This window comes from Planotetraspora kaengkrachanensis, from assembly GCF_016862895.1.
Lineage (GTDB): Bacteria > Actinomycetota > Actinomycetes > Streptosporangiales > Streptosporangiaceae > Planotetraspora > Planotetraspora kaengkrachanensis.
In genome coordinates, this window is sequence record NZ_BONV01000006.1 from 14,898 (window position 1) to 39,672 (window position 24,775).

The 24,775-nt window shown below is 71.1% G+C and carries 17 protein-coding genes; 8 read left to right on the forward strand and 9 right to left on the reverse strand.

Annotated elements, in window-relative coordinates:
• Window positions 1-45: 45 nt before the first annotated feature.
• Window positions 46-1,113 carry a protein kinase family protein gene (locus Pka01_RS09945; RefSeq protein WP_203882364.1) on the forward strand — a complete coding sequence of 356 codons (1,068 nt, stop codon included), beginning with the start codon at window positions 46-48 and terminating at the stop codon, window positions 1,111-1,113.
• Between the two features lie 31 nt (window positions 1,114-1,144).
• Here Pka01_RS09945 and Pka01_RS09950 read toward each other — a convergent pair whose 3' ends face one another.
• The 8 genes from Pka01_RS09950 to Pka01_RS09985 all read right to left on the reverse strand — a co-directional run bounded on the left by Pka01_RS09950 (window position 1,145) and on the right by Pka01_RS09985 (window position 10,935).
• Window positions 1,145-2,701, reverse strand: coding sequence for a helix-turn-helix domain-containing protein (locus Pka01_RS09950; RefSeq protein ID WP_203882365.1), 1,557 nt, complete (start codon window positions 2,699-2,701; stop codon window positions 1,145-1,147).
• Window positions 2,698-3,765, reverse strand: coding sequence for a DUF917 domain-containing protein (locus tag Pka01_RS09955; RefSeq protein WP_203882366.1), 1,068 nt, complete (start codon window positions 3,763-3,765; stop codon window positions 2,698-2,700). The genes Pka01_RS09950 and Pka01_RS09955 overlap by 4 nt, the downstream gene beginning before the upstream one ends.
• Before the next feature lie 4 nt (window positions 3,766-3,769).
• Window positions 3,770-4,873: an S-methyl thiohydantoin desulfurase family protein gene (locus Pka01_RS09960; RefSeq protein ID WP_203882367.1), complete on the reverse strand. Its 1,104-nt coding sequence runs from the start codon at window positions 4,871-4,873 to the stop codon at window positions 3,770-3,772.
• The gene (locus tag Pka01_RS09965; protein WP_203882368.1) at window positions 4,870-5,958 is read right to left on the reverse strand and encodes an S-methyl thiohydantoin desulfurase family protein; all 1,089 of its coding nucleotides are present in this window, start codon (window positions 5,956-5,958) and stop codon (window positions 4,870-4,872) included. The genes Pka01_RS09960 and Pka01_RS09965 overlap by 4 nt, the downstream gene beginning before the upstream one ends.
• A complete protein-coding gene (locus tag Pka01_RS09970) occupies window positions 5,951-7,507 on the reverse strand; it encodes a hydantoinase/oxoprolinase N-terminal domain-containing protein (RefSeq protein ID WP_203882369.1) in 1,557 nt (518 codons plus the stop codon). Before Pka01_RS09970 ends, Pka01_RS09965 begins: the two co-directional genes overlap by 8 nt.
• An 11-nt stretch (window positions 7,508-7,518) precedes the next feature.
• A complete protein-coding gene (locus Pka01_RS09975) occupies window positions 7,519-8,865 on the reverse strand; it encodes a purine-cytosine permease family protein (RefSeq protein WP_203882370.1) in 1,347 nt (448 codons plus the stop codon).
• A 326-nt stretch (window positions 8,866-9,191) separates the two neighbouring features.
• Window positions 9,192-10,151: an SDR family NAD(P)-dependent oxidoreductase gene (locus Pka01_RS09980; RefSeq protein WP_203882371.1), complete on the reverse strand. Its 960-nt coding sequence runs from the start codon at window positions 10,149-10,151 to the stop codon at window positions 9,192-9,194.
• A gap of 202 nt (window positions 10,152-10,353) precedes the next feature.
• The gene (locus tag Pka01_RS09985) at window positions 10,354-10,935 is read right to left on the reverse strand and encodes a TetR/AcrR family transcriptional regulator (RefSeq protein WP_203882372.1); all 582 of its coding nucleotides are present in this window, start codon (window positions 10,933-10,935) and stop codon (window positions 10,354-10,356) included.
• A 174-nt stretch (window positions 10,936-11,109) separates the two neighbouring features.
• On the opposite strand from Pka01_RS09985, the gene Pka01_RS09990 reads away from it, so the two are divergent.
• Entirely contained in the window at window positions 11,110-14,367 is a 3,258-nt protein-coding gene (locus Pka01_RS09990) for an amidase family protein (protein ID WP_203882373.1), read from the forward strand.
• 133 nt (window positions 14,368-14,500) lie between these two features.
• Here the strand turns inward: Pka01_RS09990 and Pka01_RS09995 are convergent, their stop codons facing one another.
• The gene (locus Pka01_RS09995; protein ID WP_203882374.1) at window positions 14,501-15,481 is read right to left on the reverse strand and encodes an acetylxylan esterase; all 981 of its coding nucleotides are present in this window, start codon (window positions 15,479-15,481) and stop codon (window positions 14,501-14,503) included.
• A 266-nt stretch (window positions 15,482-15,747) separates the two neighbouring features.
• Between Pka01_RS09995 and Pka01_RS10000 the strand changes: the two genes are divergently transcribed.
• The 6 genes from Pka01_RS10000 (at window position 15,748) to Pka01_RS10025 (ending at window position 24,751) form a co-directional block, all read left to right on the forward strand.
• Window positions 15,748-17,550, forward strand: coding sequence for an ATP-binding protein (locus Pka01_RS10000; RefSeq protein ID WP_239114870.1), 1,803 nt, complete (start codon window positions 15,748-15,750; stop codon window positions 17,548-17,550).
• Window positions 17,551-17,559: 9 nt separating this feature from the next.
• Window positions 17,560-18,714: an exonuclease SbcCD subunit D gene (locus tag Pka01_RS10005; RefSeq protein WP_203882375.1), complete on the forward strand. Its 1,155-nt coding sequence runs from the start codon at window positions 17,560-17,562 to the stop codon at window positions 18,712-18,714.
• Window positions 18,714-21,152 (forward strand): AAA family ATPase, encoded by a 2,439-nt coding sequence (locus tag Pka01_RS10010; RefSeq protein WP_203882376.1) that lies wholly within the window; start codon window positions 18,714-18,716, stop codon window positions 21,150-21,152. The genes Pka01_RS10005 and Pka01_RS10010 overlap by 1 nt, the downstream gene beginning before the upstream one ends.
• A complete protein-coding gene (locus Pka01_RS10015; protein WP_239114871.1) occupies window positions 21,149-22,129 on the forward strand; it encodes a hypothetical protein in 981 nt (326 codons plus the stop codon). Before Pka01_RS10010 ends, Pka01_RS10015 begins: the two co-directional genes overlap by 4 nt.
• Window positions 22,130-22,259: 130 nt before the next feature.
• Window positions 22,260-23,771 carry a long-chain-fatty-acid--CoA ligase gene (locus Pka01_RS10020; protein ID WP_203882377.1) on the forward strand — a complete coding sequence of 504 codons (1,512 nt, stop codon included), beginning with the start codon at window positions 22,260-22,262 and terminating at the stop codon, window positions 23,769-23,771.
• Window positions 23,768-24,751 (forward strand): phosphotriesterase family protein, encoded by a 984-nt coding sequence (locus Pka01_RS10025; RefSeq protein ID WP_203882378.1) that lies wholly within the window; start codon window positions 23,768-23,770, stop codon window positions 24,749-24,751. Before Pka01_RS10020 ends, Pka01_RS10025 begins: the two co-directional genes overlap by 4 nt.
• Window positions 24,752-24,775 lie beyond the last annotated feature (24 nt).

The window sequence follows — 24,775 nt, forward strand, 5'->3', positions numbered from 1 at the left end:
CCGGTGAAGCTTTCCGGTCGAGCTTCCGGTGGAGAGCTTTCTGACATGTCGCACCGGGAGCGTCTCACGGCTCACAGCGCCGTCTCCACGTCCCTGGCTCTGCTCGGTGACCGTGAGCTGCGGGAGTGGGTCGACGCGGCGATCCCGATCGGTTCCGGCATCGGCGGGACGTCGGCGCTGCTGGAGGTCGCCGGGAGTCAGGTCTTCGTGAAGCGGGTGCCGCTCACCGACCTGGAGAGACGGCCGGAGAACATCCGGTCCACCGCGAACGTCTTCGGACTGCCCACCTTCTGCCAGTACGGCATCGGCGGGCCGGGGTTCGGCGCCTGGCGGGAGCCGGCCGTGCACACCATGACCACGAACTGGGTGCTCGCGGGACAGTTCGACGGGTTCCCCCTGATGCACCACTGGCGCGTGCTGCCGGACAGCCCGCCTCCCCCTCCCGCGGAGCTGGCCGACGTCGAACGAGCCGTCGCGTACTGGGGAGGGGGGCGTGAGGTCCGGCACCGGATAGAGGCCCTCCGGCAGGCCTCGGCCAGTGTCGTGCTGTTCCTGGAGTACATCCCGCAGAACCTGCACGAGTGGCTGGGAACACGGATGCGCGCCGGCGGACAGGCTGCGGACCAGGCCTGCTCGCTGGCGGAGCGCGGCCTGGAGGCCGGCATCTCGTTCATGAACTCCCGCGGGCTCCTGCACTTCGACGCGCACTTCGAGAACATCCTGACCGACGGGCGGCGCCTCTATTTCGCGGACTACGGCCTGGCGCTGTCCTCCCGGTTCGATCTGTCGCGAGACGAGATCGGCTTCTTCGACCGGCACCGGACGTACGACCGGTGCTACGCGGTCACGCATCTGGTCCACTGGCTGGTCACCGCGTTGTTCGGGCACGGAAGGAAGGAACGCGACGAGCTGGTGCTCGCGTACGCCGAGGGCGAGCGGCCCACGGGCGTCCCGGACCAGGCCGCGGCGATCCTGGCCCGCTACAGCCCGCTCGCCGCGGTGATGGCGGACTTCTATCTCAAGCTCCAGGAAGAGAGCAGACGGACGCCGTACCCGCTGGAGGAGATCGAGCGGGTCATCGCCGCCCACGACCTGTTCAACGGCCACCGATGACCCGTTCGTTCGAGCGATTCAGCCGAGCGCCTCAGTAGCCGGTGTTCCGGTCCAGGGTGACCCGGCAGGCCAGATGGAGGGCGAGGCGGTCGTCTGGGTTGCTCAGGTCCACGGTGAGCAGCTCCTCGATCCGGTGCAGACGCGCCGCGACGGTGTTGCGGTGCACGCCGAGGGTGGCCGCGGTGTCGGCGGCGGACCCGCCGGCGTCCAGGTAGGTGGAGAGCGTGGCGACGAGCTCTCCCGGCTGCGACTCCAGCGGGGCGAGCAGCCGGGTCGCGGTGGGAGCGAAGGTCTCGGTGCTCGCCCAGGCGACCAGCAGCTGGGCCAGGCCGAGACGGTCGATGTGCACCAGGCGCCCGGTCTGGGGGCGGCCGCGGGCGAGCCTGGCCGCGTCCCACGCCTCGGCGAGGCTCCGGGTCAGCCCGCCGGTGTCGGGGTGGCCGCGGCCCACGCCGATCGCGCAGTCGAACCGGCCGGCCAGCCGCTGCCGGACCCGGCGGAGGGCGGCGAGCAGGTCGCGGCTGGCGTCCTCGTCCGGTTCCGTCCTGCTGGTCGTCCAGGCCGACCAGCCGTCGCCGCGTTCCACCACGGTGACGTCGATCCGCTCCGCGGCCACGGCGGACGCCACGGCGTCGGTGTGCCCTAGAAGGTCGACCTGTCCCAGCGCCGCGATGTGGAAGGCCACATGCCAGCCGTCCAGGCGCCAGCCCAGTTCGGCCGCCCGCTCGTGCGCGGAGCCGCCGCTGTCCAGCCTGCCCTCGAGGAGGTCGCCGAACAGCCCCGCGCGCAGCCGGGCGTCCCGCTCGAGGACGACCCGGCGGGTGGCCTGCCAGCGCTGGACGGCGAGCGTCCCGAGCTGGAGGACGTCGCGGACCGTGAGCGTCCAGGCGGCCGGCGCGTGCCCGAGCGCGGCGGCCATCCAAAGGTCGGCGGTCCCGCTCGGCGTTCCCGGCACGGGGACGGCGACGATGGTGTCGCCGTCCACGGCGAGGATCTGGGCCACCGGCACGTGCGGATCGAAGTCGGGCGGCAGCTCGACGGACGCGCGCGTCGTGGTGATCGGGGTGCCGTCGGGACCGAAGACGGCCACCGGCCGGTCGAGGACTCCGCTGAGGGCCCGGGCGACGTCCTGGGGGCCGAGCAGGCGGTGACTCAGCGCCCTGTGGGCGCGCCGCAGATGATCGGCGGCGTCAACGGCGGGGGAGTGCACGAACGCCGCGGCCTTGCCCGCCCAGAGCAGCGGCGGCGTGCCGACGCCCAGGATCGGCAGGTGCAGGTGCCGCGCGAGCCTGCGGCTTCCGTCCAGGGGCGTCTCGCCGGCGGGGTCGGGGAAGGGCACGGCGAGAGCGGCGGCCTGCTGGTCGTACAGGCGGCGGATCGTGGCGTCCAGGCGCCAGCTGCTCAGGTAACCCGCGGGAATCGCCGGGCACAGGGCGATCTCGCCCGGCTGGACGGCCCCGGTCCCGGCCGGGTCGATCAGCGTGATGCCGGTGACGTGCCGATCCAGGTCGTCGTCTCCGGACAGCGGCGTCGCGGCGAGGTGCGGGTGCCCGATCAGCTCGCGCAGGGTCGGCGCGGCGTCCGTCATGACGTCTCCCGCAGCGGGACCGGGTCGACGTCGAGCCCGAAGGCCCGGGGCGCGACGACGTCCACGGCCTCGGGACGCCACCAGAACGGTGGGCCGGGAAGATGCAGCGCGACGACCTCTGCGCCGCCGCGCACGGTGTCACACGAGATGGGCAGACCACTGGTCCGGTCGAGCACGCACAGGATGTCGGGGGTGGAGGCCACGGGCCGGCCGTCGACGAGGGCGAGCAGGTACTCGTTCTCCATCTCCAGCCGCACGAGGGTGCCGTCCAGGCCGCCACGTATGATCACGGACCCGCGGCCGAACCCCGCAGCCGCCCGGTGCCTGACGACCTCGATGACGCGCCCGGTGACCAGGACCCGGGCGCCGAGGGACGCCGCCGCCTCGCGTGGATCGGCGGTTCGCGTCCAGGCCGCGTGCCTGGCACCGAGCCGCAGGGCCCGGCTGAGCGTGCCGAGGATCGTCACGCGGTCAAGCAGCGCCACCGGCAGCGGCCGCAGCGCGATCGCCGCCCATCCGCCGAATTCGGTGAGCGCCGACCGGACGATCCGCTCCGCCGCCTGAGGGGACAGCGAGTCCAGCATGAGCAGCCGGCCACCGGAGTCGCCGATGGCCAGGGGCGTGAGCGGTTCGCCGAGCGCCGCCACGGACATCTGGTCGAGCCGCGGCAGCGCCCGCCCCTGCAGATCCGCGTCGATCACCGGGAGGCCGAGCTCGGCCGCGGCGACGAACACGACGATGCCGTTGACCCCGCCCGCCTCGATCGCGATCAGCCCGGCGGGTCCGATCCCCGTCCGGTTCACGATCGTCTCCAGCACCGGCGCCCATTCTCCGCCGGACGGCAGCCTCTCCGTGAACGCCGACACCGCGCCGACGATCCCCACGGGGAGGACGTGGCCACCGGGGACGGCGTCGCCGCTCAGCAGCTCGATCCGATCGCCCGCGAGGCTCCGCCGGAGCAGGCGGGCCGCCGTGTCCGTCTGCCCGCCGCCGCCCGACCCGAGCAGCGTGGCGCCCCGGGCGAGGTGGTCGACGTCCGGCTCACCGAGGTAGCGGATTGGCATGCACTCAGAGTGACACGAGATCCTCCACCGGCCGGAACTCGACGTCGAGACCGAACGCGCGGGGCCCGAACACGGCGAGAGCCTCCGGGCTGCGCATCAGGTCCGGGGTGCTGATCCCGACGACGACGGCCCGCTGGCCGTACCGCAGCCCCTCGGTGGTGATCGGCTCGCCCGAGTCGGCCTCGAGCACGCAGATCAGGTCGGGGACCACGCACCGGACGTCGCCGTCGGCCCGCGCGACCAGGTTCTCGTTCTGGAAGGTCAGTTCGAGCCTGCCGCCGCCCTCGAAGGCCGCGAGCGTGGCGCTGCCCCGGGCGAACCCGGCCACCGTACGCCGTTCGACGTCGACGACCTTGCCGCGGAACAGCACCCGGACCTTGTCGTAGAGGGTTCCGGACATCGTCTCGGCGAGCGCCTCGACGGGGTCGCGGTGTTCCTCGCGCGCGGTGCGCAGGGCCCGCCCGATCCGCAGCCCCAGGGTGAGCGTGTTCGGGACGGCGGTGCGTTTGACGTCCGCGCCGGTCATCGCGTACTCGGCGATGTGGGCGACTCCGCCGAGCCGGATCGCTATCCCGCGGGCGAGCCACTCGAGGCGCTTGTTGTCCGCGCCCGTGTCGATGACGACGGTCTCGCCGTTCTCGCCGCCGATGGCGAGGGGCGACCCCGGCACGCCGTACACGGAGAAGGTCTCCATCTGCAGTTCGGGGAACGCCCGGCCCATGCCGTCCGCGTCGACGACGGGCAGGCCGGTGCGGGCGGCGACGAGCAGCGGCATCATCGAGTTGATCCCGCCGCACTCGATCGGCATGGTCGCGTCGGCCCGCCGCCCCAGGTGCTCTTCCAGGGCCCGCAGGGCCGCGACCGCCTCGTCGCCCCTGGGGATCTTCTCCACCATCACGGTCGGGGCGCCCATCTGCGCCGTCGGGATGACCACGTCGTCGTCGCCCAGCTCGGCGGGGTCGAGCACGGTGATCGTCCCCGGGCCGTCGCGCAGCGCCTGCTCCACGAGGAGCCGCCCGATGTACGGATCTCCTCCGCCTCCGGTGCCGAGCAACGCGGCCCCGCGGGCCAGGTCGGCGAGATCGGCGATGTCGAGGGTGTAGCTCACGTGAGTGCTCCAGAGCCGACGCGGACGGTGTCGTGGTCGTAGCCGAAGTACCGGGGCCCGACGAGTTCCAGCCCTTCGGGGGAGTGCCAGCGGGGATCGCACGGCGCCGCGATGACCCGCACCCGCTGGCCGTACCTGAGCGTCTCGGTGGTGACGGCCGTGCCGGCCTCGGCGTCGAGCACGCAGATCAGGTCGGGGACGGTGGCGACCACGGTGCCGTCGCGGACGGCGACGAGGTGCTCGTTCTGGAACCGCAGCAGGAACCGCTCACCGGAACTGTCGTTCAGACCTTCCAGCGTCGCCTCGCCGCGGGCGAAGCCGCCCTCGGTGCGCCGGCTGACGTCCACGACCTTGCCGTTGAACAGTTCGGCTCCGCCCAGGTGCCCGACGACGGCCGCGACCGGGTCGCGGTGTGCGGCCCGGGCCTCGCGCACCAAGCGGCCCAGCTCGCCGCAGAGGGACAGGGTGCCGGGGACGAGCGCCTCGCGGGCCTGCGCCCCGGTCATCGGGAAGAGGCTGATCATCGCGGAGCAGCCCATGTCGATCGTCGCGGACCTGGCGAGGCGTTCCGCCCAGTGGTTGTCCACCGTGTCGAAGATGCCGCGGTTGCCCTTCTCGTCGGCGATCGACATCGGGGTGGCGCCGATCCCGTACAACGTGGGCATCACCATCTGCAGCTCGGGGAAGGCCCGGCCCATCCCGTCGGCGTCGATCAGGGGAAGCCCCAGCTGGGCCGCGGCGACGACCGGAACGAGCGCGTTGACGCCGCCGGCCTCCGCGCACACCAGGTGCGTGGGCGACTTGCCCAGGTAGGAGGCGAGGGCCTGGACGGCGAGCGACGCCTGCTCAGTGGAGGGCACCTTCTCCAGCATCACCGTGGGAGCGCCCATCATGGCGACCACCACGGTTACGGCGTCGTCCGGGACGTCCTCCAGCGGGACGAGCCGGGCCGGGCCGTCGGCGCGGACGGCCGCGTGCGCGAGCAGCCGGCCGATGTGGGGGTCCCCGCCGCCGCCGGTGCCGAGAATGGCCGCGCCGACCGCGATGTCCTCCAGGTCCGGACCCGTGATGAGCCGCTCAGCCACGGTCGGCCTCCAGCTGCAGGTCGCCGACCGCCTTGACCCGGATCCGGGTGGCGTTGCCCGGCAGGTACGCCAACGGCACCTCGTCCACCTCGACCACCCGGACGCTGCCGGGCTTGGCCCCGGAGGCGACCGCCTTGTCGACCGCCTCCTGCTTGGCGTCGTCCAGCACCGACTGCCGTTGGCCGGGCTCCACCGGGAAGATCCGGTCGACCTCTCCGCCGATCTGGGCGATGGCGGCGCCGATGGCGTTGGCGACGGCGAAGTGCTCGGGCCGGTGCACCGGCCCCGAGTCGCCGATCTCGTCCGGGAGCAGGATCGACCCGCCGCCGACCGCGACCACGGGAAGCGGTTCGGGGGAGGTGCGGATGCGCTCGATGGCGTCGCCGATGTCGCGGCCGATCCGGAGCAGCGCCGCCTGCACCAGCGACCGGTCCAGCTCCTTCACGAGGGAGGGGTCGCCGATCGCTGCCCGGCCCGCGGCGACCGCGACGTCGGTCGCGGTGAGCGTGGTCCCGCCGAACACCAGGGCCTCCTCGGAGAGGCGGTAGCCGACCGAGTCCGGCCCGACCGTCACCGTCCCCTCGCCGCGGATCCTGCTGCCTCCGCCGATTCCGAGGCTGAGCACGTCGGGCATCCGGAAGTTCGTGCGGATCCCCGCGACGCTCACCTCGGTGGTGGCCTCGCGCGGGAAGCCGTGCTGCAGGACGCCGATGTCGCTCGTGGTGCCGCCGACGTCGACCACCGCGCACGACTCGACGCCCGACAGGAAGGCGGCGCCGCGCATCGAGTTGGTCGGGCCCGAGGCGAAGGTGGCGACGGGGTACCGGCGGGCGAAGTCGACGTCCATCAGGGTGCCGTCGTTCTGGCTGAGATAGAGCGGAGCGCTGATGCCGGCGCCCTCGAGGGACTGGGCGAGCCCGTCCACGATCTGGGTGGCGAGTTCGCGCAGCGAGGCGTTGATGATGGTGGCGTTCTCCCGCTCCAGCAGCCCCATCCGGCCGATCTCTGACGAAAGCGAGACGGCGATCGCGGGCAGCTGCCCGGTGAGGATGTCCGCGGCGCGCTGCTCGAACTCGGCGTTGACGGGGGAGAACACGCTCGAGATGGCGACGCTGCGGATCCCGTGCCGGTCCAGTTCCTCCGCCACCCTCAGGATCTCGTCCTCGCGCAACTCGGAGATGTGGCGCCCGTCGAACTCGTGCCCCCCGTGGCACAGGTACGGCCGGCCCGCGATGGCCTCGACCAGCCGCTCAGGCCAGTCGACCATGGGCGGCAGTGACGCCGTGGCGGGCAGCCCCAGCCGCACCGCGGCGGTCGGGGCCAGCCGGTCGGCCTCGACCAGCGCGTTGATGAAGTGCGTCGTGCCGATCATCACCGCGTTCACCGCGCGCGGGTCGAAGGCCCGCTGCCGCTTCAGCTCGGCGAGCGCGGTGTTGATGCCGCTGGTCACATCACGCGTGGTCGCGGTCTTGACCGCGGCGAGGACGGCTTGGCCGTCCATGAGCACGGCGTCGGTGTTGGTGCCGCCGACGTCGATTCCGATCCGCATTGCAGGTCCTTTCAGGCGGCCGAGGGCGCGGACGCGGCTGCCTGCCGGTCGTCGGCCGTCTCGGTGTGCGCGACGCCGTAGCCCCGGATCAGGCCGAGCCGGCCCACCACGGCGTACAGCACGAACGCGACGATCAGTGAGTTGATGCTGGGCAGACCCCAGGTCACGAACTTCCCGACCAGGCTCGCGACGAGCCAGATCATGAGGGTCGCCGGCACCCAGCGGGGAGCCTGGGGCGGCACGCCGTCCGCGGCCTTCGCGTCGTCCAGGTCACGGCGCCAGGTGCGCACCACGAAGTATTCGGCGATCATGATGCCGGCGATCGGTGGGAAGGCCACGCCGAGGATCGTGAGGAAGTCGGTGAAGCTGTTGAGGATGCCCGCCGCGGCCAGCACGCTGCCGACGAGGCCGATGAGCAGGGTCACCACGGCGCGGTTGACCTGACGGCCGAAGACGGTGCCGACGAAGTTGACCAGGCCGAGCCCGGAGGAGTACAGGTTCCAGTCGTTGATCTTCAGCGTGCCGACGACGATGACCAGGACCCCGACCCATCCCACCGTGGAGGTGATGATCGTGATGATGTCGGCCGACTTGATCGCGTGCGCCAGCAGTACGCCCACCAGGCCGATCACGTACTCGCCGAGCGTGATCCCGAGCAGGGTCTGCTTGACGACGTCCCCGACCGACCGGTTGAACCGGGTCATGTCCGGGGTGATCACGGCGCCGACGATGAACCCGCCCGCGACCAGCGTGGTTCCCTGCAGCAGGGACAACGACGGGCCGGCGGGGGCGGCCGACGCGAGTTCGGTCAGCGAGCGCTGGGACAGTTCGCTCCCGACCGACCAGGCGACCAGCAGGACGAACGCGGGGACGGTCAGGTAGGCGGTCCAGGCCATCGAGTGGAAGCCCTTGACGACGATGGCCGTCACTCCGAGCCCGAACAGCAGGGACCAGGCCCACACGGGCAGCCCGGGAAGCAGTTGGTGCAGGCCTTCTGCCGACACTCCGGACTGGATGCCGAACCAGCCGACCAGGCTGATTCCGATGGCGAGGCCGATCAGCGCGGACCCGGCCTGGCCGAAGCCGCACCACCGGGCGAGCATGGAGGTCGTCAGCCCCTCCCGCATGCCGATGACGCCGAGCGCGATGGCGACCAGTTCGAGGATCACGGCGCCGAGAGTGATCGCCCAGAACGCGTTCCAGAAGCTCATCCCGAAACCGAGGGTCGCGCCGAGGAGGAACTGGCTGAGGGCGGATATCTGGCCGAACCGCTGGACCGCGACCGATACCCAGGAGTACCGGGCACGGGCGGGCACGCGGGATATGGCGTAGTCGTCGGTGCCGAGTGAAGAAGCCATGATTGCCTCCGAGGGGGGCGAAGCGCTTTCGCCAGGCCAGGGCGGGTGGTGCCCTGAGCGTAGGAACAGGCTCAGCCCTCGTCACGGTGCGATCGGCACAACCCGCAGCCGGTGAGTGTGCACTGTGCACAGAAGACAGGGGGTCGTGGAGCCGCGCCGAACCTCGGTTCGTCGACCTTCATTTCTACAGCACGGAATGTCCGGTTCGGTTCGCGCGGTCTCTCTGCAGGCTCCGCGCAGCTCTGGAGATGGCCGACCTCGATCGCAACATGCGTGCGGTGACCGAGGGCCGGGGCGCGCCGTTCCCCGGCCCGTGAACACCGGCTTCAGCGCTGGAGGAGCCGGGCCGTCTCGTCCCACAGGCGGCCCGCATCGGCCGTGTCGAGCGCGTACGGGGCGACGCCGCGCAGGCCGTCGCCCGGCCCGGTGACCACGTCGGCCTCGTTGCAGTCCTCGAAGTAGCGACCGGTCACCCCCTGGACATGGGGGGAGGCGGCCAGCAGGACGGAGGTGGCCGCGCCCTGCTGCGGGGTCTTCCAGCCCGGAGGCAGGTCGAGGCGGCGGCCCTGCTCGTCCATCGCGCCCACGTAGCGCAGCTGGGCGTCGTCCAGATGCCGTTGAAGGTTGGTCATGATGCCGCCGGGGTGGAGCGCGTTGGCGGTGATGCCGTGGGCGGCCCACTTCGCGGCCATGGCGACGGTGAACAGGATGGCCGCCGTCTTCGACTGGCCGTAGGCGGACCAGGCCTCGTACGTCCGGGAGGTGAAGTGGATGTCGTCGAAGACGACGGGGGACATCAGATGGGCGGCGGAGCTGACGACGACGACCCGGGCACCCCGCGCCGCGGCGAGCGCCTCGTGCAGGCCCAGAGTCAGGGCGGCGTGACCGAGGTGGTTGGTGGCGAACTGCGTCTCCCAGCCTTCCGGGGTCGTGGTCCGCTCAGGCAGGGCCATCACTCCCGCGTTGTTGACCAGGATGTCCAGCGGGCCGCTCCAGCCGGCGACGAAGGCGTCGATGGTGGAACGTTCCAGCAGGTCGAGGGTGACGACGCGGACGTCGTCGCGGCCTGTCGTGGAGCGGATGTCGGCGGACGCCCGCTCGCCGGCGGCGATGTCGCGGGTGGGCAGTGTGACCTGCGCGCCGGCGGCGGCCAGTGCGCGTGCGGTCTCCAGGCCGATCCCGGACGTGCCGCCGGTGACGACGGCCCGCCTGCCGGACAGGTCGACACCGGCGATCACCTCGGCGGCGGTCGACTTCGCGTCGAAGGGAGTGGTGATTCTGGGCATGGCTGTACTCCATCAGTGGACATGTGTGGTGAAAGCGCCGTGAAAGGCGGGGGGAGCGGCGGCGCCGAGGCGTGAGAGTGCGCGAACGCGGGTGCGGGTGCCTAACGCGTGTGCGTGTACGAGTGCGAGTGCGGGTGTGTGAACGCGGGTGCGTGAACGCGTGTGCGGGTGCGAGTGTGCGGGTGTGTGAACGTGCGTGCGGTCAGCCGCCGCGGCTGATCAGCCGAACGGCGCGCCCGACCCGGTCGCGGAACTCGGCACGGTCGGCCGAGGTCTGCTTCCAGGTCAGGGCGGCGGAGAAGAGGAGGTCCATGACGTCGTCGGCGCTCAGGCCGGCGGTGAGCACGCCGGGTGGGGTGAGCGACTCGACCTGCGCGCTGATGGTCGCCCTGGCCTTCTCCTGGTAGTCGTGGAACATCGAGCCCAGTTGCGGCCCGCTGTTCTCCAGCAGTTCGCTGAGGTCCCTGGCCACCTGGGTCTCGACGTACTGCCCCATCAGCGCGTCCAGCGCGGCGACGGTCCGCTCCTCGAAGCCCAGCGTCTCGTCGGCGAAACACGCCTCCATGGCCTGCTGGGCTCGTTCCATGACGCCCTGCATCGTGGCGCGGTACAGCTGTTCCTTGTTCGGGAACAGCAGGTAGAGCCCCGGCCGGGAGATGCCCGCCGCCTTGGCGACCTCCTCCATCGACGTCTTCTGGAACCCGTACCTGCTGAACAGGCCGAGGGCGGCCGTGAGGACGGCACTGCGCTTGGGGTCGTCCTGCTCGATCTCCGAACTGCTCACGTCTAACAGATTAGACAACGAGCAGAAGTTTGTCTAATCCGTCAGCGGGGCCGCCTGCAGCCTCGAATCGGGATTCGGCACATGATCCTTTGCTAGCGCGACGGGAACATGCCGGACATCTGGCCGTAACTGATCATCTATACGGTCGCGGCATCACCCCTCAAGGAGCATGTGGTGCGCAAACTCCGCCTCGCCCTGGCAGCTCTCGTCTCCCTGTCCCTCGCCGTCCCGCTGACCCCGACGACCGCCGCGGCCAAGACCCGCCGGCCCCCTGTGCTCGACCTGGAGAAACTCACCGGCGCCCAGGCCGAGGCCATGATGGCCAAGGGACAGCTCACCTCCGTCGAGCTCACCAAGGCCTACATCGACCGGATCGAGGCGCTGAACAAGCGCGGTCCGGGGCTGAACGCCGTGACGCAACTCAACGAGGACGCGCTGCAGGAGGCGGCGTGGGCCGACCGGATGCGTGCCAAAGGAAAGGTCCTCGGGCCCGCCCACGGCCTGCCCATTCTTCTGAAGGACCTCGTCGACGTCACCGGCATGTACACCTCGGCAGGCAACTACTCGCTGCGCGACTCGTATCCGGCGACGGACGCGGGCATCACCAAGAAGCTGCGTGAGCGCGGGGTCGTCATCCTCGGCAAGGTCGGCCTCTCGGAGTTCGCCAACAGCTTCGGCAGCCAGCCCTCCGGCTTCGGCAACCTCACCGGGCAGGTACTCAACGGCATCGACGCCGACCAGAACCCCAGCGGCTCGTCGTCGGGAACCGGTGCGGCCATGGCCGCCGCGATGGCCACGCTCGGCATCGGCACCGAGACGTCAGGCTCGATCATCAGCCCGTCGAGCACACATAGCCTCGTCGGGCTCCGGCCGACCGTCGGGCTCGTGCCGGGGTACGGCATCGCGCCGATCAGCGCGTCGCAGGACACGGCGGGGCCGATGGTCCGCAGCGTGTCGGACGCCGCGATGACGCTCGCCTCGATCGCCGGGCCCGACCCGGACGGCGACGCCGAGTACCGCGCCATCTTCGGACCCGACTACCTCGCCACAGGCGTCATCCCGGCGCTGCCCGCGAAACTGCCGGACTACATGAAGGCGCTCGACCTCGGCTTCGTCAAGGGCAAGAAGATCGGCTTCAACGGCACGCTCACCGACGGCAGCCCGCTCAAGATCGCATATGACGTGCTCACCGCGGCGGGCGCGATCATGGTTCCGCGACCGACGACCAGTGTCGGCACGCTGCCGAGCCTGCCCAGTGGATATGAGCAGCACAAGACCATCGACGAGTACTACGGGCGGCTCGGCCCGCAGGCGCCGATCAGGTCGCTGGCCGACGAGGTGGCCGACAACCAGGCCAACGCGCAGCAGGCCCTGAAGTTCGGCAACAACAACCACCTCAACGCGCTGGCCGCCGACATCACCCCCGGCGGGGCCAACGAGACCGCTTACCGGGCGAACCTGCCCGTACGCAAGGCCGCCTGGCACAAGGCCATCGACGACATGATGACCTACACGAACTCCGACCCGGCCCAGCCCGCCGACCCCGTGATCGCGATCCTCGGCAGCGTTCCGAACGGGCCGCAGGCCGGGTATCCCTCGATGACGATCCCCATGGGCTACGCCGCCACGACGCGCCGCGCGCTCAACGTACAGATCCACGGCGGCGCGTACGACGAGTACGACCTGATCGGCACCGGCTACGTAATCGAGCAGGCCACCAAGCTGCGGCAGACGGCCGGTTCGGTCAACCCGAGCATGTACCGCTGTGCGAGGACGGTCCCGGCCGAGCCCTTCGCCGGGCGCGGTCACTGCAACCCCGACTACGACACGATCATGCGGGCGCTCGGCCACGCGCCGAAGCCGCTGCCGTTCTCCCTGGAGACCGAGTCGGCGCGGAGCCTGAGCGCCCGGCTCGCCGCCGGCACGCTGACCTCGGAAGAGCTGGTCAAGGCCTACCTCTACCGGATCGCGCTGACCAACGCCGAGGGACCGGCCACCCAGGCGGTCCGCGCCGTCAACCCGGATGCGCTGAAGGAGGCCCGCGCGATCGACCGGGAGCGCGACAAGGACAGGAAAGACAAGAGGGACAAGAAGCAGCGCGGCCCGCTGTTCGGCCTTCCCGTCCTGCTGAACGACGGGTTCGACGTGGACGGCATGGCCACGACGGGCGGCTCCATCGCGCTTCAGGACCGCAAGCCGTACGGCGACTCCACCGTGGTGGCCAAACTCAGGGCCGCCGGGGCGATCATCCTCGGCAAGACGAACGTCTCCGAGCTGAACGGCGTCTTCGACGCGAACATGCCGAAGGGCTACTCCTCCCTCGCCGGGCAGGTGCTGCTGCCGTCCGACACCGACAAGACCCCGGCCGGTTCGTCCGGCGGTTCCGCCGCGGCGACGGCGTCCGGGCTGGCGGCGATCACCGTCGGGATGGAGACCTCGACCGACTCCGCCCAGCTGCTGGCGCCAGCGGACGCGGCGGGCGTGGTCGGCCTGAAGCCGACGGTCGGCCTGGTCAGCCGAGCCGGCGTCCTTCCGGTCGCCCGGTCGCAGGACGCGCCCGGGCCGATCACCCGCACCGTGTACGACGCCGCGAGCACGCTCACGGCGATCGCCGGACCCGACCGGTCCGACCCGGCGACCGCGGGCGCACCCGTGAAGGACTACGCCAAGGGGCTGTCCACGACCGCGCTCACGGGGAAGCGGATCGCCGTCGTGGCGAGCACGGCAGCGCCGTACCCCGCGACGGTGTCGGCCCTCCAGGCACTGGGGGCCACGACGACGCAGGTGACGGTCGGCTCGCCGAGCCCCGACCCGGCGAGCGTCGTGACGCGTGAGTTCGAGCGCGACCTGAACGATTACCTGGCCGACGGCAGGCGCGGTCCCGGAGCCCGGTCGCTGCAGGGCGTCATCGACTACAACGACGCCAACCCCGTGGAGGGACTGAAGTACCAGCAGGGCCAGCTGCTGTCCGCCCAGGCCGTCGACCTGTCCGATCCCGCGGCCGGCGCGGCCTACAAGGCCGACCTGGACGCGGGCAGGGCGTCCAACCGGGCGGTGATCGACGGCATCCTCACCAACGGAACGCCCGGCGACCCGTCGGACGACTTCGACGCCGTCGTCGTGCCGACCGGCCACGCGCTCGTCGGTTACGCCGACCGCGCGGGCTACCCGGCGCTGACGCTGCCGGCCGGGTACGGTGCGACCGCCAGTTCGGCGGGCCACAACCCGATCGGCGTCACGCTCGTCGGCACGGCCTTCAGCGAGACGACCCTTCTCGCCGACGGCTACGCCCTGGAGCAGGCGACGAACGTCCGCCTCGCCCCCAGCTCAACCAACCCGAGCATGTGGCGGTGCGTGCCCGGCAGCACGTTCTTCACCGGGGAGCTGTGCAACCCCGGTGACCGCCTCCTCGAATTCCGTTCCGGTCACTGACGTCGACTGACCGTAGAGGTTGAGGGGCCCGTGCCGGACGACGGCGCGGGCCCCTCGCGTTGTGGCCGCAGGCCATCCGGGGCCGGGTCAGGCGGCGCCTACGTATGAGGACGCCGCCCGCGACAGCGGGGACTCAGCCGTTGGCAAGGAGTTTGTGCAGGTGACGGACTTGCTCCTCGACCTGGAAGGGGCCGCCGCCCTCGTGGTTGTTCCACGGCCACACGGTGATCTCCTTGGGCCCCTGCCAGTGGTTGTAGCCGCCGAACACCGTGGACGGCGGGCAGATGTCGTCCATCAGCGCCACCGAGTACAGCGCGGGCACCCGGCCACGGGCGGCGAAGTTGAGGCCGTCGAAGTACGAAAGCGTGCGGAACACCTGCTCGGGCGTGCCGCGCTGGGAGGCGAGGAAACGGACGAGTTCCTGGTAGGGGTCACTGCCCGTGATCTCCACGGCCCGGCGGAAGTGGGTGAGGAACGGCACGTCGATGAGTGCGGCCCGCACGTCGGTCCGCAGCGCGGCGACGGCCTGGGCGATGCCTCCGCCCTGGCTGACGCCCGAGACCACGATCGCCCGGGGGTCGACCGCGGGGTGTCCCGCCGCCACGTCGACGGCGCGCACCGCGTCGGTGAAGACCCGCCGGTAGTAATAGGTGTCGGGGTCGAGGATCCCCCTGGTCATCATGCCCGGCACGTGCGGGGCGCCGCCCGCGTGCGGGTCGGCGGTGCTGCCCGGGTTCTGCAGATGCGCCGCACCCTGGCCGCGGGTGTCGACCACGAGCGTGGCATAGCCGGCCGACGGCCAGATCAAGTGATCGTGGGCGAAGCCCCGCCCTCCGCTGTAACCGATGTACTTCACCACGCACGGCAGCGGGCCGTCCGCTCCGCGCGGGACCAGGAACCAGGCGTTCACCCGGTCGCCGCCCCAGCCGGAGAAGGCGGTGTCGTAGACGTCGACGGAGGTGAGGGGGAGGTCGTACGGCGTGAACACGGGGGCCAGGTCGTGCTCCGCGGCCTCGGCGAGGGTCCGGGACCAGAAGGCGTCGAAGTCCGCGGGCTCGTCGCGTTCCGGGAGGTAGTGACGGAGCTCTTCGAGGGGCAGGTCGAACAGCGGCACAACGATCTCCAAACGTTAGACGTGTCCGGACATTTCACCCCATCGCCTGCTGCGAACGCCATCCCGGGCGCGCGGATCGTGTGTCGTTCCCGGCCTGCGGGCCGGTGGCATGGGCGATCCTGTCGGCAGGGGGACGCGGCCCCATGTCGATCTCGGTCGGGCAGGGGCATCTGGGCGTTCGCAGTTTGCGAAAGGAGCCTAGGGGTGTTTTTCGGGCCGCTACGCTCCGTTTGGGGGCGATGTGAACGCCCAGGTTGGAGGGCCTGGTGGTAGAGGACGGAGCGCAGATCCTCGCGTCGGCGAACGGATCCGCGTCGGCGAACGGATCAGCGTCGTCGGGCACGGCGGTCGGGCGGGTGCTCGGCACTCAGGCGGCGTCGCCGCTGTCGTTCTGGATCGGCGTCGAACCCGGACAGGCCGTGCAGCTCGACGAGGTCGTCATCACGCGGCGGGATGTGCCGGGGCACGGTCCCGTGCTGATGGCTGGGGTGGTCACGACGGTGGAGGCGCGGCACGAAGGCGCCAGCTACGACTCGGACGTGTTCCTGATCGCCGACGGGACGCTGCCGGCCGCCGTGGTCGAATGCGCCGAGGTCCGGGTCACGCGGGTCGAACCCGAGGTCTTCGTGCCCCCCTCGCCGGGAGCGGTCGTCTACCGGGCCCAGGCCGCCGATCGTGATCAGGCTCTCTACTTCGACGTCATGGACCGCCGCATCCCGATGGGGCTCGGGCGGGACGGGCACCCGATGTACGTCAACTTCGACTTCCTCGACGGCACGCGCGGAGCGCACGTGTCGATCTCGGGGGTCTCGGGTGTGGCGACGAAGACCTCCTTCGCCACGTTCCTCATCTATTCGATCTTCAATTCCGGGGTCCTGGACGCGGAGGCGGCCAACACCAAAGCGCTGATCTTCTCGGTCAAGGGCGAGGACCTGCTGTTCCTCGATCATCCCAACGCCCGGCTCGACGAGGCCGCCACGGGCATGTACGGCAGGCTCGGTCTGCCCGCCCGGCCGTTCCACAGCGTCCACGTGTTCGCGCCGCCGCGCCCCGGCGACCCCAACGGCGTCCCGCACGTGTCCTCACGGACGCAGGGGATAAGCGCCTTCTTCTGGACGTTGGCCGAGTTCTGCCAGGAGGAACTGCTCCGGTTCGTCTTCGCCGACGCCGACGACGAACGTGCCCAGTACTCCCTCCTCGTGGGCTCGGTCGCGGCCCGGCTGCAGGCGTGGGCGGCTCCCGCCGGCGACGGGGGAGCGGTCACGATCACGCCCCCCGGAGGGAGCGGTGTCACCTGCCGCACCTTCGCCGACCTGGTCGATCACATCGCCGACCAGCTCACCGACGACGGAACGCGGTCGACCTGGGCGGGCGCGCAGGTGCCGCTCGGAACGGTGAACGCGTTCCTGCGCCGTCTCCGCGGCGCCGTACGCGCGCTGTCGCCGATCGTCCGCGGCGACCTCCCGCCCGGGCGGCGGCACTCGATCAGCACCTCGGACGCGCAGGTCTCGATCGTCGACCTGCACAACCTGCCCGAGAGGGCACAGCGGTTCGTCGTCGGCGTGGTCCTGCGCGGCGAGTTCGCCCGCAAGGAGAGCAGCGGCACGGCTCGGCCCCTGCTGTTCGTCGTGCTCGACGAGCTGAACAAGTACGCGCCGCGTGAAGGCGACTCACCGATCAAGGAGATCCTGCTCGACGTGGCCGAGCGCGGCCGCTCGCTGGGGGTGATCCTCATCGGCGCCCAGCAGACGGCCTCGGAGGTAGAACGGCGCATCGTCGCGAACTGCGCCGTCCGCGTGGCCGGGCGGCTCGACCCCGCGGAGGCGTCGCGTCCCGAGTACGGCTGGCTGCCGGCGATCTCCCGGGAGCGTGCCACCATCGCCAAGCCGGGCACGATGTTCGTCGCCCAGCCCGAGATCCCGGTGCCTCTCGCGGTCACCTTCCCGTTCCCCGCATGGGCGACGCGGCCGTCCGAGGCGGATCCCGCCCCCACCGGCGCCGCCCGTCGCACGGTCGCCGACCCGTTCGCCGGGCTGCCCGGGGCCGACGACGACATTCCCCCTTTCTGAAGGAGCCGGATGAAAATCCTGCACACCGCCGACTGGCATGTCGGCAAGGTGCTCAAGGGCCGACCCCGGATCGACGAACACCGCGCCGTGCTGCGGGAACTGGTCCAGGCGGCCAGGGAGGAGGACGTGGACGCGGTCATCGTGGCCGGCGACGTCTTTGACACCTCCGCTCCCACGCCGGAGGCGCAGTCCCTGGTGATGCCGACCCTCATGGCGTTGCGTGAAGAGGGACGCGACGTGGTCGTGCTCGCCGGAAACCACGACAACCCGCACCTGTTCGACGTCTACCGGCCGGTGCTCGGGGCGCTGGGCATCCACGTCGTCGGCACGTTCCGGCGGCCCGACCAGGGCGGAACCCTGTCGTTCACGGCGCGCTCGGGCGAGCCGGTGCGGTTGGCCGTCCTGCCGTTCCTGTCGCACCGGTACGTCGTCCGCGCGGCCGAGGTCCTGTCGGGTACCGCCGCGGAGCACAATCGCGACTACGCGGAACGGGTCGCCATGTTGATCGGCGCCCTCACCGGGGGCTTCTCCGCCGACACCGTCAACCTGGTCACCACGCACGGCACGCTGCCCGGCGGAAAGCTCGGCGGCGGCGAGCGCGAGGCACAGTCGATCTTCTCCTATTACTTCGAGGCGACCGCCTTCCCCGCATCGACGCAGTACGTCGCTCTGGGGCACCTCCACCGGCGTCAGCAGATCCCCGGGGCCTGCCCGATCTGGTACAGCGGGTCTCCGCTCGCGGTCGACTTCGGGGAGGAGCGCAACAGCCCCGGGGCCCTGCTCGTCACGGTGGAGCCGGGCCGTCCGGCGATGGTCCGCGACCTCGCCGTCGACTCGGCCCGCGCCCTGGCCACGGTGAGAGGCTCGCTGGACCGGCTCGAGGCCATGGCGGACGAGCTCGGCGAGGCCTGGCTGCGCGTCGTCGTCGAGGAGAAGCCCAGGCCCGGACTCGCGGAAGCGGTCCGGGAGATCCTGCCGAACGCCCTGGACGTCGACATCGACGAGCGCTTCCGCCCGACGCGCGCGCAACGCAGGGGAAACGCGGACGCCGGGTCTCCGCGCAGTCCACGCGAGCTGTTCCGCGACTACCTGACGGACACGGGCAGGGATGACGCCGAGGTCGCCGCGCTGTTCGACCGGCTCTACGACGAGGTGACGAGCTGATGCGCCCCCTGCGGCTGCACCTGGACAACTTCGGCAGCTTCCGTGAGGCGGTCACGGTCGACTTCGCCGATGTGGACTACTTCGCGCTGGTCGGACCCACGGGAGCGGGCAAGAGCACGATCATCGACGCGATCTGCTTCGCCCTGTACGGCACGGTCCCGCGCTGGGGCAAGGAGAACGTCATCTCCCACGCGCTGGCGCCCTCGGCGACCTACGGCAAGGTCGCGCTGGTCTTCGAGTCCTCCGGACGCCGCCATGTCGTGGTGCGGTCTCTGCGGCGCGACGCCAGGGGCACGGTGCACACCAAGGAGGCCAGGCTCGACGAACTCGACCCCGGCGTGCCTTCGACCGCCGAGCTCACAGAGATGCTGGACGCGGTCGTGCGCCCGGTCGCCGAAGGAGAGGCGGTCGGCGACGAGGTTCAGAAGATCACGGGTCTGGAGTACAAGTTCTTCACCCAGTGCGTGGTGCTCCCGCAGGGCAAGTTCGCGGAGTTCCTGCACGCCCGCCCACGCGAGCGGCAGGACCTGCTGGTGCAGTTGCTCGACGCGGAGGTCTACGAGCGCATCCAAAAGCGCGCCGGGCGTGAGGAGGACCTGGCCAGGCAGGCCGCGGAGTTCGCCAGAAACGAGCTCTCCGGTCTCAGCGGCGCCGGCGAGGACGACGAGCGTGCCGCCGTCGAGCGGCTCGACGCGCTGCGCGCCCTGCGCGACCGCATCCAGGGCGACCTCGACACGCTGCGCGCCAATGAGGAATCGCTGCAGAGGAAGATCCGCGACCGGGACGCGATCGCGGGAAGGCTGGCCACGCTCACCGGTCTCAGCATGCCCGGCGACGTCCCGACCCTGGCGGGGGAACAGCGCGAAACAGAGGAGCGGGTCGCCGCGCTCGGCGTCGAGGTCGGGCGCATGGAGGCCGAGGAACAGCGTGCCGACGACGAGCTGACCGCTCTGGGAGACAAGTCGGCTCTCGTCGCCGCGCTGGCCGCCCTCGACGAACAGGCCCGGGGGAGAGCCGAGCTCGCGCAGGCCGAAGCGCAGTCGGAGGAGGCGCAGGCCACGCTGGAACGGCTCGCCGACGAGGCGGGGCAGGCCGACGCGGCGCTGGCGGAGGCCGAGCGCGCCTGGGAGGCGCTGCGTGACGCCCATGCCGCCGCGGCGCTCGCCGGGAGACTGGTCGTCGGAGAGCCGTGTCCCACCTGTCTGCGCCCCGTCATCGACCTCCCCCGGCACGCCGCCCTGTCCGATCTCCACACGGCGGAGCATGAGGTTCAGGCCCGCAAGAAGCACGCGGCCCAGGTCACCGCCCGGCACCGTCAGGCCGAGAACGACACCCACCACTTCGCGAAGCAGGTGCAGATCTGCCGTGCACGGCTGGCGGAGTCACCCCAGGTCACGCAGGACCGAGCCGATCTCGAAGCGGGCCTGATCGCCTGCCAGAAGGCCGAGCTCCGGGCCGCCGAGTCCAGGAAGAGCACACGGGAGATCCGGGCGAAACTGGCCGAAGCCGAGCGGCGCGCAGGAGAGTTGCGGAACAAGGCCGATCTGTCGTGGCGTCACCTGGACGCCGCTCGCGACACCGTCGTGGCCTTCGGCGCACCGCCCCTGGATCGGAAGGATCTCGGGCGGGCGTGGGCCGACCTGCTCGCCTGGCGTGATCAGGTCGTCGTCCGCGAGCGGGACGCCCTGGCCGTACAGGATGGGGAGATCGACGACGGGGGCCGGCGGCTGGACGGGGAACGGGCCGCGCTGCTGCGGCGGTTGGCGGAACACGACGTCGCCGTTTCCGGTGCGGTCGCACCCGGCGCGATCGGCGAGTCCGTGACCGCCGCCGTCACTCAGGCGGGAGCGCGGCTGGACCGGGTCAGGGAGAACCGCGAACGTGCCAGGCACCTGACCGAGTTCGCGGCCGCGAAGGAACAGGAGGCGAGGGTCGCCCACGAGCTCGCGCTCCGGCTGCGTGCCGACGCCTTCGAGCGCTGGTTGTGCTCCGAGGCGCTCGAATTGCTGGTCGCCACGGCCTCCGGCACCCTGCGCGACCTGACCGACGGGCAGTACGAGCTGACCGTGAGCACACGCGGCGACATCGAGGTCATCGACTACGGCGAGGCGGGGATGCGGCGCAGCGCCCGGACGCTGTCCGGCGGGGAGACCTTCCAGGCCGCGCTGGCTCTCGCGCTGGCCCTGTCGAGCCAGGTGGCGGGGCTGTCGGCCGCGGCCGCCCGCAGTCTCGACTCGATCTTCCTCGATGAGGGGTTCGGCACCCTCGACCCCGCCACGCTGGACACGGTCGCCACGACGCTGGAACGCCTGGCCTCGAGCGGGAACCGCATGGTCGGGGTGGTCACGCACGTGCCCGCACTGGCCGACCGGGTACCGGTCCGTTTCGAGATCACCCGGGACGCCAAGGGATCGCATCTGACGAAGGCGGCGCAGTGAGCATCGCGATCGGACACGGCGGGTTCACCGTCGACGCGTGGGACCCCGGGTACTCGGCGGCGCTGGCCGCCGACGCGCTCGCCGAACTGGGCGCGACGAGCGCGGAGCTCGACCTGGACGTCGAAGTCCCCGCCGCCGACTGGCGTCCCGTCAGTCCCGCCCCTGACGCCGCGCCACCCGCGGTGATGTCGATAGCCGATGGCGTCCGCCGCATCGACGCCCGCGTCTGGAGCCACGACGCGGGGGTCGTCCCGCCCTCGCCGGGCATCGCCGCCTCCTACGCCGCCGGGATCGTCCGGTGCACACCCGGCGATGGCGCACCCGCGCAACTCGCCGCCGTCGAGGTGCGCCGATCTCTGTTCACCGCCTCGCCGTACGCGTCGGACATCAAGACGACCGCCGGCGTCTATCGAGTGGAAGCCGCGGCCGACGACTCGATGGACGGACTTTCCCTCGCTCTTCAGCAGCGGCTCACCGAGCTCGAAGTGGATCTGTCGATTCGCGCCCGCGCCGATGACGCCGGTGCGGACGACCTGCTGCTCGTCGACGGGCCGCTCCGCGGTCGCACCCACCTGCCGCGGACCGTGGGCTACATCAAGACGCACCACACGGCCTATCTCCCTGCGCCCCAGGCCGCCGTGGTCTCCGCGCTCGGCCCCGGGCAACGCACGCCGGTCTTCCTGATGGGTACCAGCTGGCGCCGGCACGCCTGGTATGTGGCCCTGCCGGTCCGATCGGCCGCGCCCTGGGCGGGGGTCGTGCGGTGTGAGGGCGGCGCGGACATGAAACCGGACGAGGCGGTGCGGCTCGCGGACTCGGTCACGCTCGCGCTGCCGTCCCTCGCGGGCGTGGATTACAAGGACCCGCGCGCCCCCCAGAACCTCGTTCCCATCGGCGGACTCGAGAAGCTGCTGCGGCACCGGCTCGGCGATCCCCGTCTGCTCTACCGATCCCTGCGCGCCGCCGCCGACCGCTGAAACCTCCGGGGGTCCAGGCAAGGCCCGCACCGGCCGTACCTCGCGCATGTGAGATCCATTGACACCGGATGGCCTCAGCAGTACGTTGCGCCACATACCGGACGGTCGGTACGAACGGAGTGGGAGCGCCATGAGCTTCAACCTCGCCACGATCCTCCGCGAATCGCGGCAGTCCGACCCCGGCAAGACCCTCTGTCACATCGGCGAGCTGAGCTTCACCTACAGCCAGGTCGACGAGATGTCCGGACGCGTCGCCGCGAGTCTGCGCGGCCTCGGGCTGCGGCCCGGCGACCGGGTGGCCGTCCATCTGCCCAACCTCCCCGAATTCCTGTTCAGCTACTTCGCGATCCTCAAGGCGGGCCTGATCATGGTTCCGCTCAACCCGCTGCTGCACGCGTCGGAGATCGCCTACCACCTGGAGGATTCGGGCACGCGCCTGCTCGTCACGTTCGCGTCGATCGCGGAGCAGGCGGCCAAGGCCGCCGGGCCCATTCCGATCTACGTGGTGAGCCCGCCCGGCGACGACGAGCGCCCCGAGGGGACCCTTCCTTTCTCTGATCTGTACGCCGCGGCCGACACGGGTGAGATCGAGACGACCGACGCCGACGACACGGCCGTCCTGCTCTACACGAGCGGAACGACCGGGCGGCCCAAGGGCGCTGAGCTCACCCACTTCCAGCTCTACATGAACTGCACCGTCGGCGGAGAGCTGTTCGGGTTCCGCGACGACGACATCGGCCTGGCGGTCCTGCCGCTGTTCCACGTATTCGGACTGTCCAGCGTCCTCAACGTGGCCGTGCGGTTCGGCGGGACGATCGCGCTCGTGCCGCGCTTCGAGATCGGGGCGGTCGTCGACGCCCTCGAACGGCACCGCTGCACGATCTTCTCGGGCGTACCGACCATGTACTTCGCCCTGCTGCAGGCCGACACCTCGGGCCGGGACCTGACGTCCCTGCGCGTGGGGGTCTCGGGCGGGGCGGCGATCCCCGGCGAGATCATCCGGGCGTTCGAGGAGGAGTTCCCCGGCGTCGTCATCCTGGAGGGGTACGGCCTGTCGGAGACGGCCAGCACCACCACGTTCAACATCAGCGCCGAGCAGCGCAAGGTGGGCTCGATCGGCAAGCCCATCTGGGGAGTGCAGACGATGATCGTGGACGAGGAGGACCGGCCCCTGCCGTCCGGACCCGGTCACGTCGGCGAGATCGTCGTGCGCGGCCACAACGTCATGAAGGGCTACTGGAACCGGCCGGAGGACACCGCCGAGGTGTTCCGCGGCGGCTGGTTCCACACCGGCGACCTGGCCCACGCCGACGACGACGGCTACCTGTTCATCGTGGACCGCAAGAAGGACCTGATCATCCGTGGCGGCTACAACGTCTACCCCCGCGAGGTGGAAGAGGTTCTGTACACCCACCCGGCGATCGCCGCGGCGGCCGTCATCGGCCGTCCCGACCCGCGGCTCGGCGAGGAGGTCGTCGCCTGCGTGACGCTCCACCCGGACGCGGCCGTCACCGAGCAGGAGGTCGTCGCCTTCTGCCGGGAGCATCTCGCGGCCTACAAGTACCCACGGGAGATCCGTTTCCTCGACGCCCTGCCCATCGGTCCCACCGGCAAGATCCTCAAGAAGGAGCTGCGCGCATGAGCCTCGTCAACACCGTCCAGGGCGCCGTTGACACCGCCGAACTCGGCCGGACCTACATGCACGAGCACATCTTCGTGCTCACCGCCGACGTCCAGGTGAACCACCCCGGCGAATGGGGCGACGAGGACGAGCGGGTCGCCGACGCGGTAGCCAGGCTGCGCGCCCTGGCCGCCCAGGGTGTCAAGACGATCGTCGACCCGACGGTGATCGGGCTCGGCCGGTACATCCCCCGGGTCCAGCGGATCGCCGAGCAGGTTCCGGAGCTCAACATCGTCGTGGCGACCGGGCTCTACACCTACGACAGCGTCCCGTTCTACTTCACCTACCGCGGTCCCGCTCTGAGCGCGATGCTGGGCACCGACTTCCCGGACCCGATGGTCGACATGTTCGTCGCCGACCTCACCGACGGCATCGCCGGCACCGGCGTCAAGGCCGGGATGCTCAAGTGCGCGATCGACCACGAGGGGCTGACGCCGGGCGTCGAGCGGGTGATGCGCGCCGTGGCCCGCGCCCACCAGGCCACCGGAGCGCCGATCACCGTCCACACCCATCCGGGATCCCGGACCGGGTTCCTGGTCAAGAAGGTGATGTGCGACGAGGAGGGCGTCGAGCCGTCCCGCATCGTCCTCGGGCACAGCGGCGACACCACCGACTGCGATCAGCTGGCCGAACTGGCCGACGCCGGGTTCGTCCTCGGCATGGACCGGTTCGGCATCTACACGGACACCACTCTCGAGGCGCGCGCAGACACCGTGGTCGAGATGTGCCGCCGCGGCTACGCCGACCGCATGGTGCTGTCGCAGGACGCGTCCTGCTACATCGACTGGATCGACCCGAACGTGATGCCGTTCCTGACCCAGTGGCACTACCTGCACCTCGGCGAGGACGTGCTGCCGTACCTGCGTGACAAGGGCGTGGCCGACGAGCAGATCGACACGATGCTCGTGGACGTGCCGCGCCGATTCTTCGAAGCGTCCTGAGTTCCGGTTCTCGGGGGAGACAAC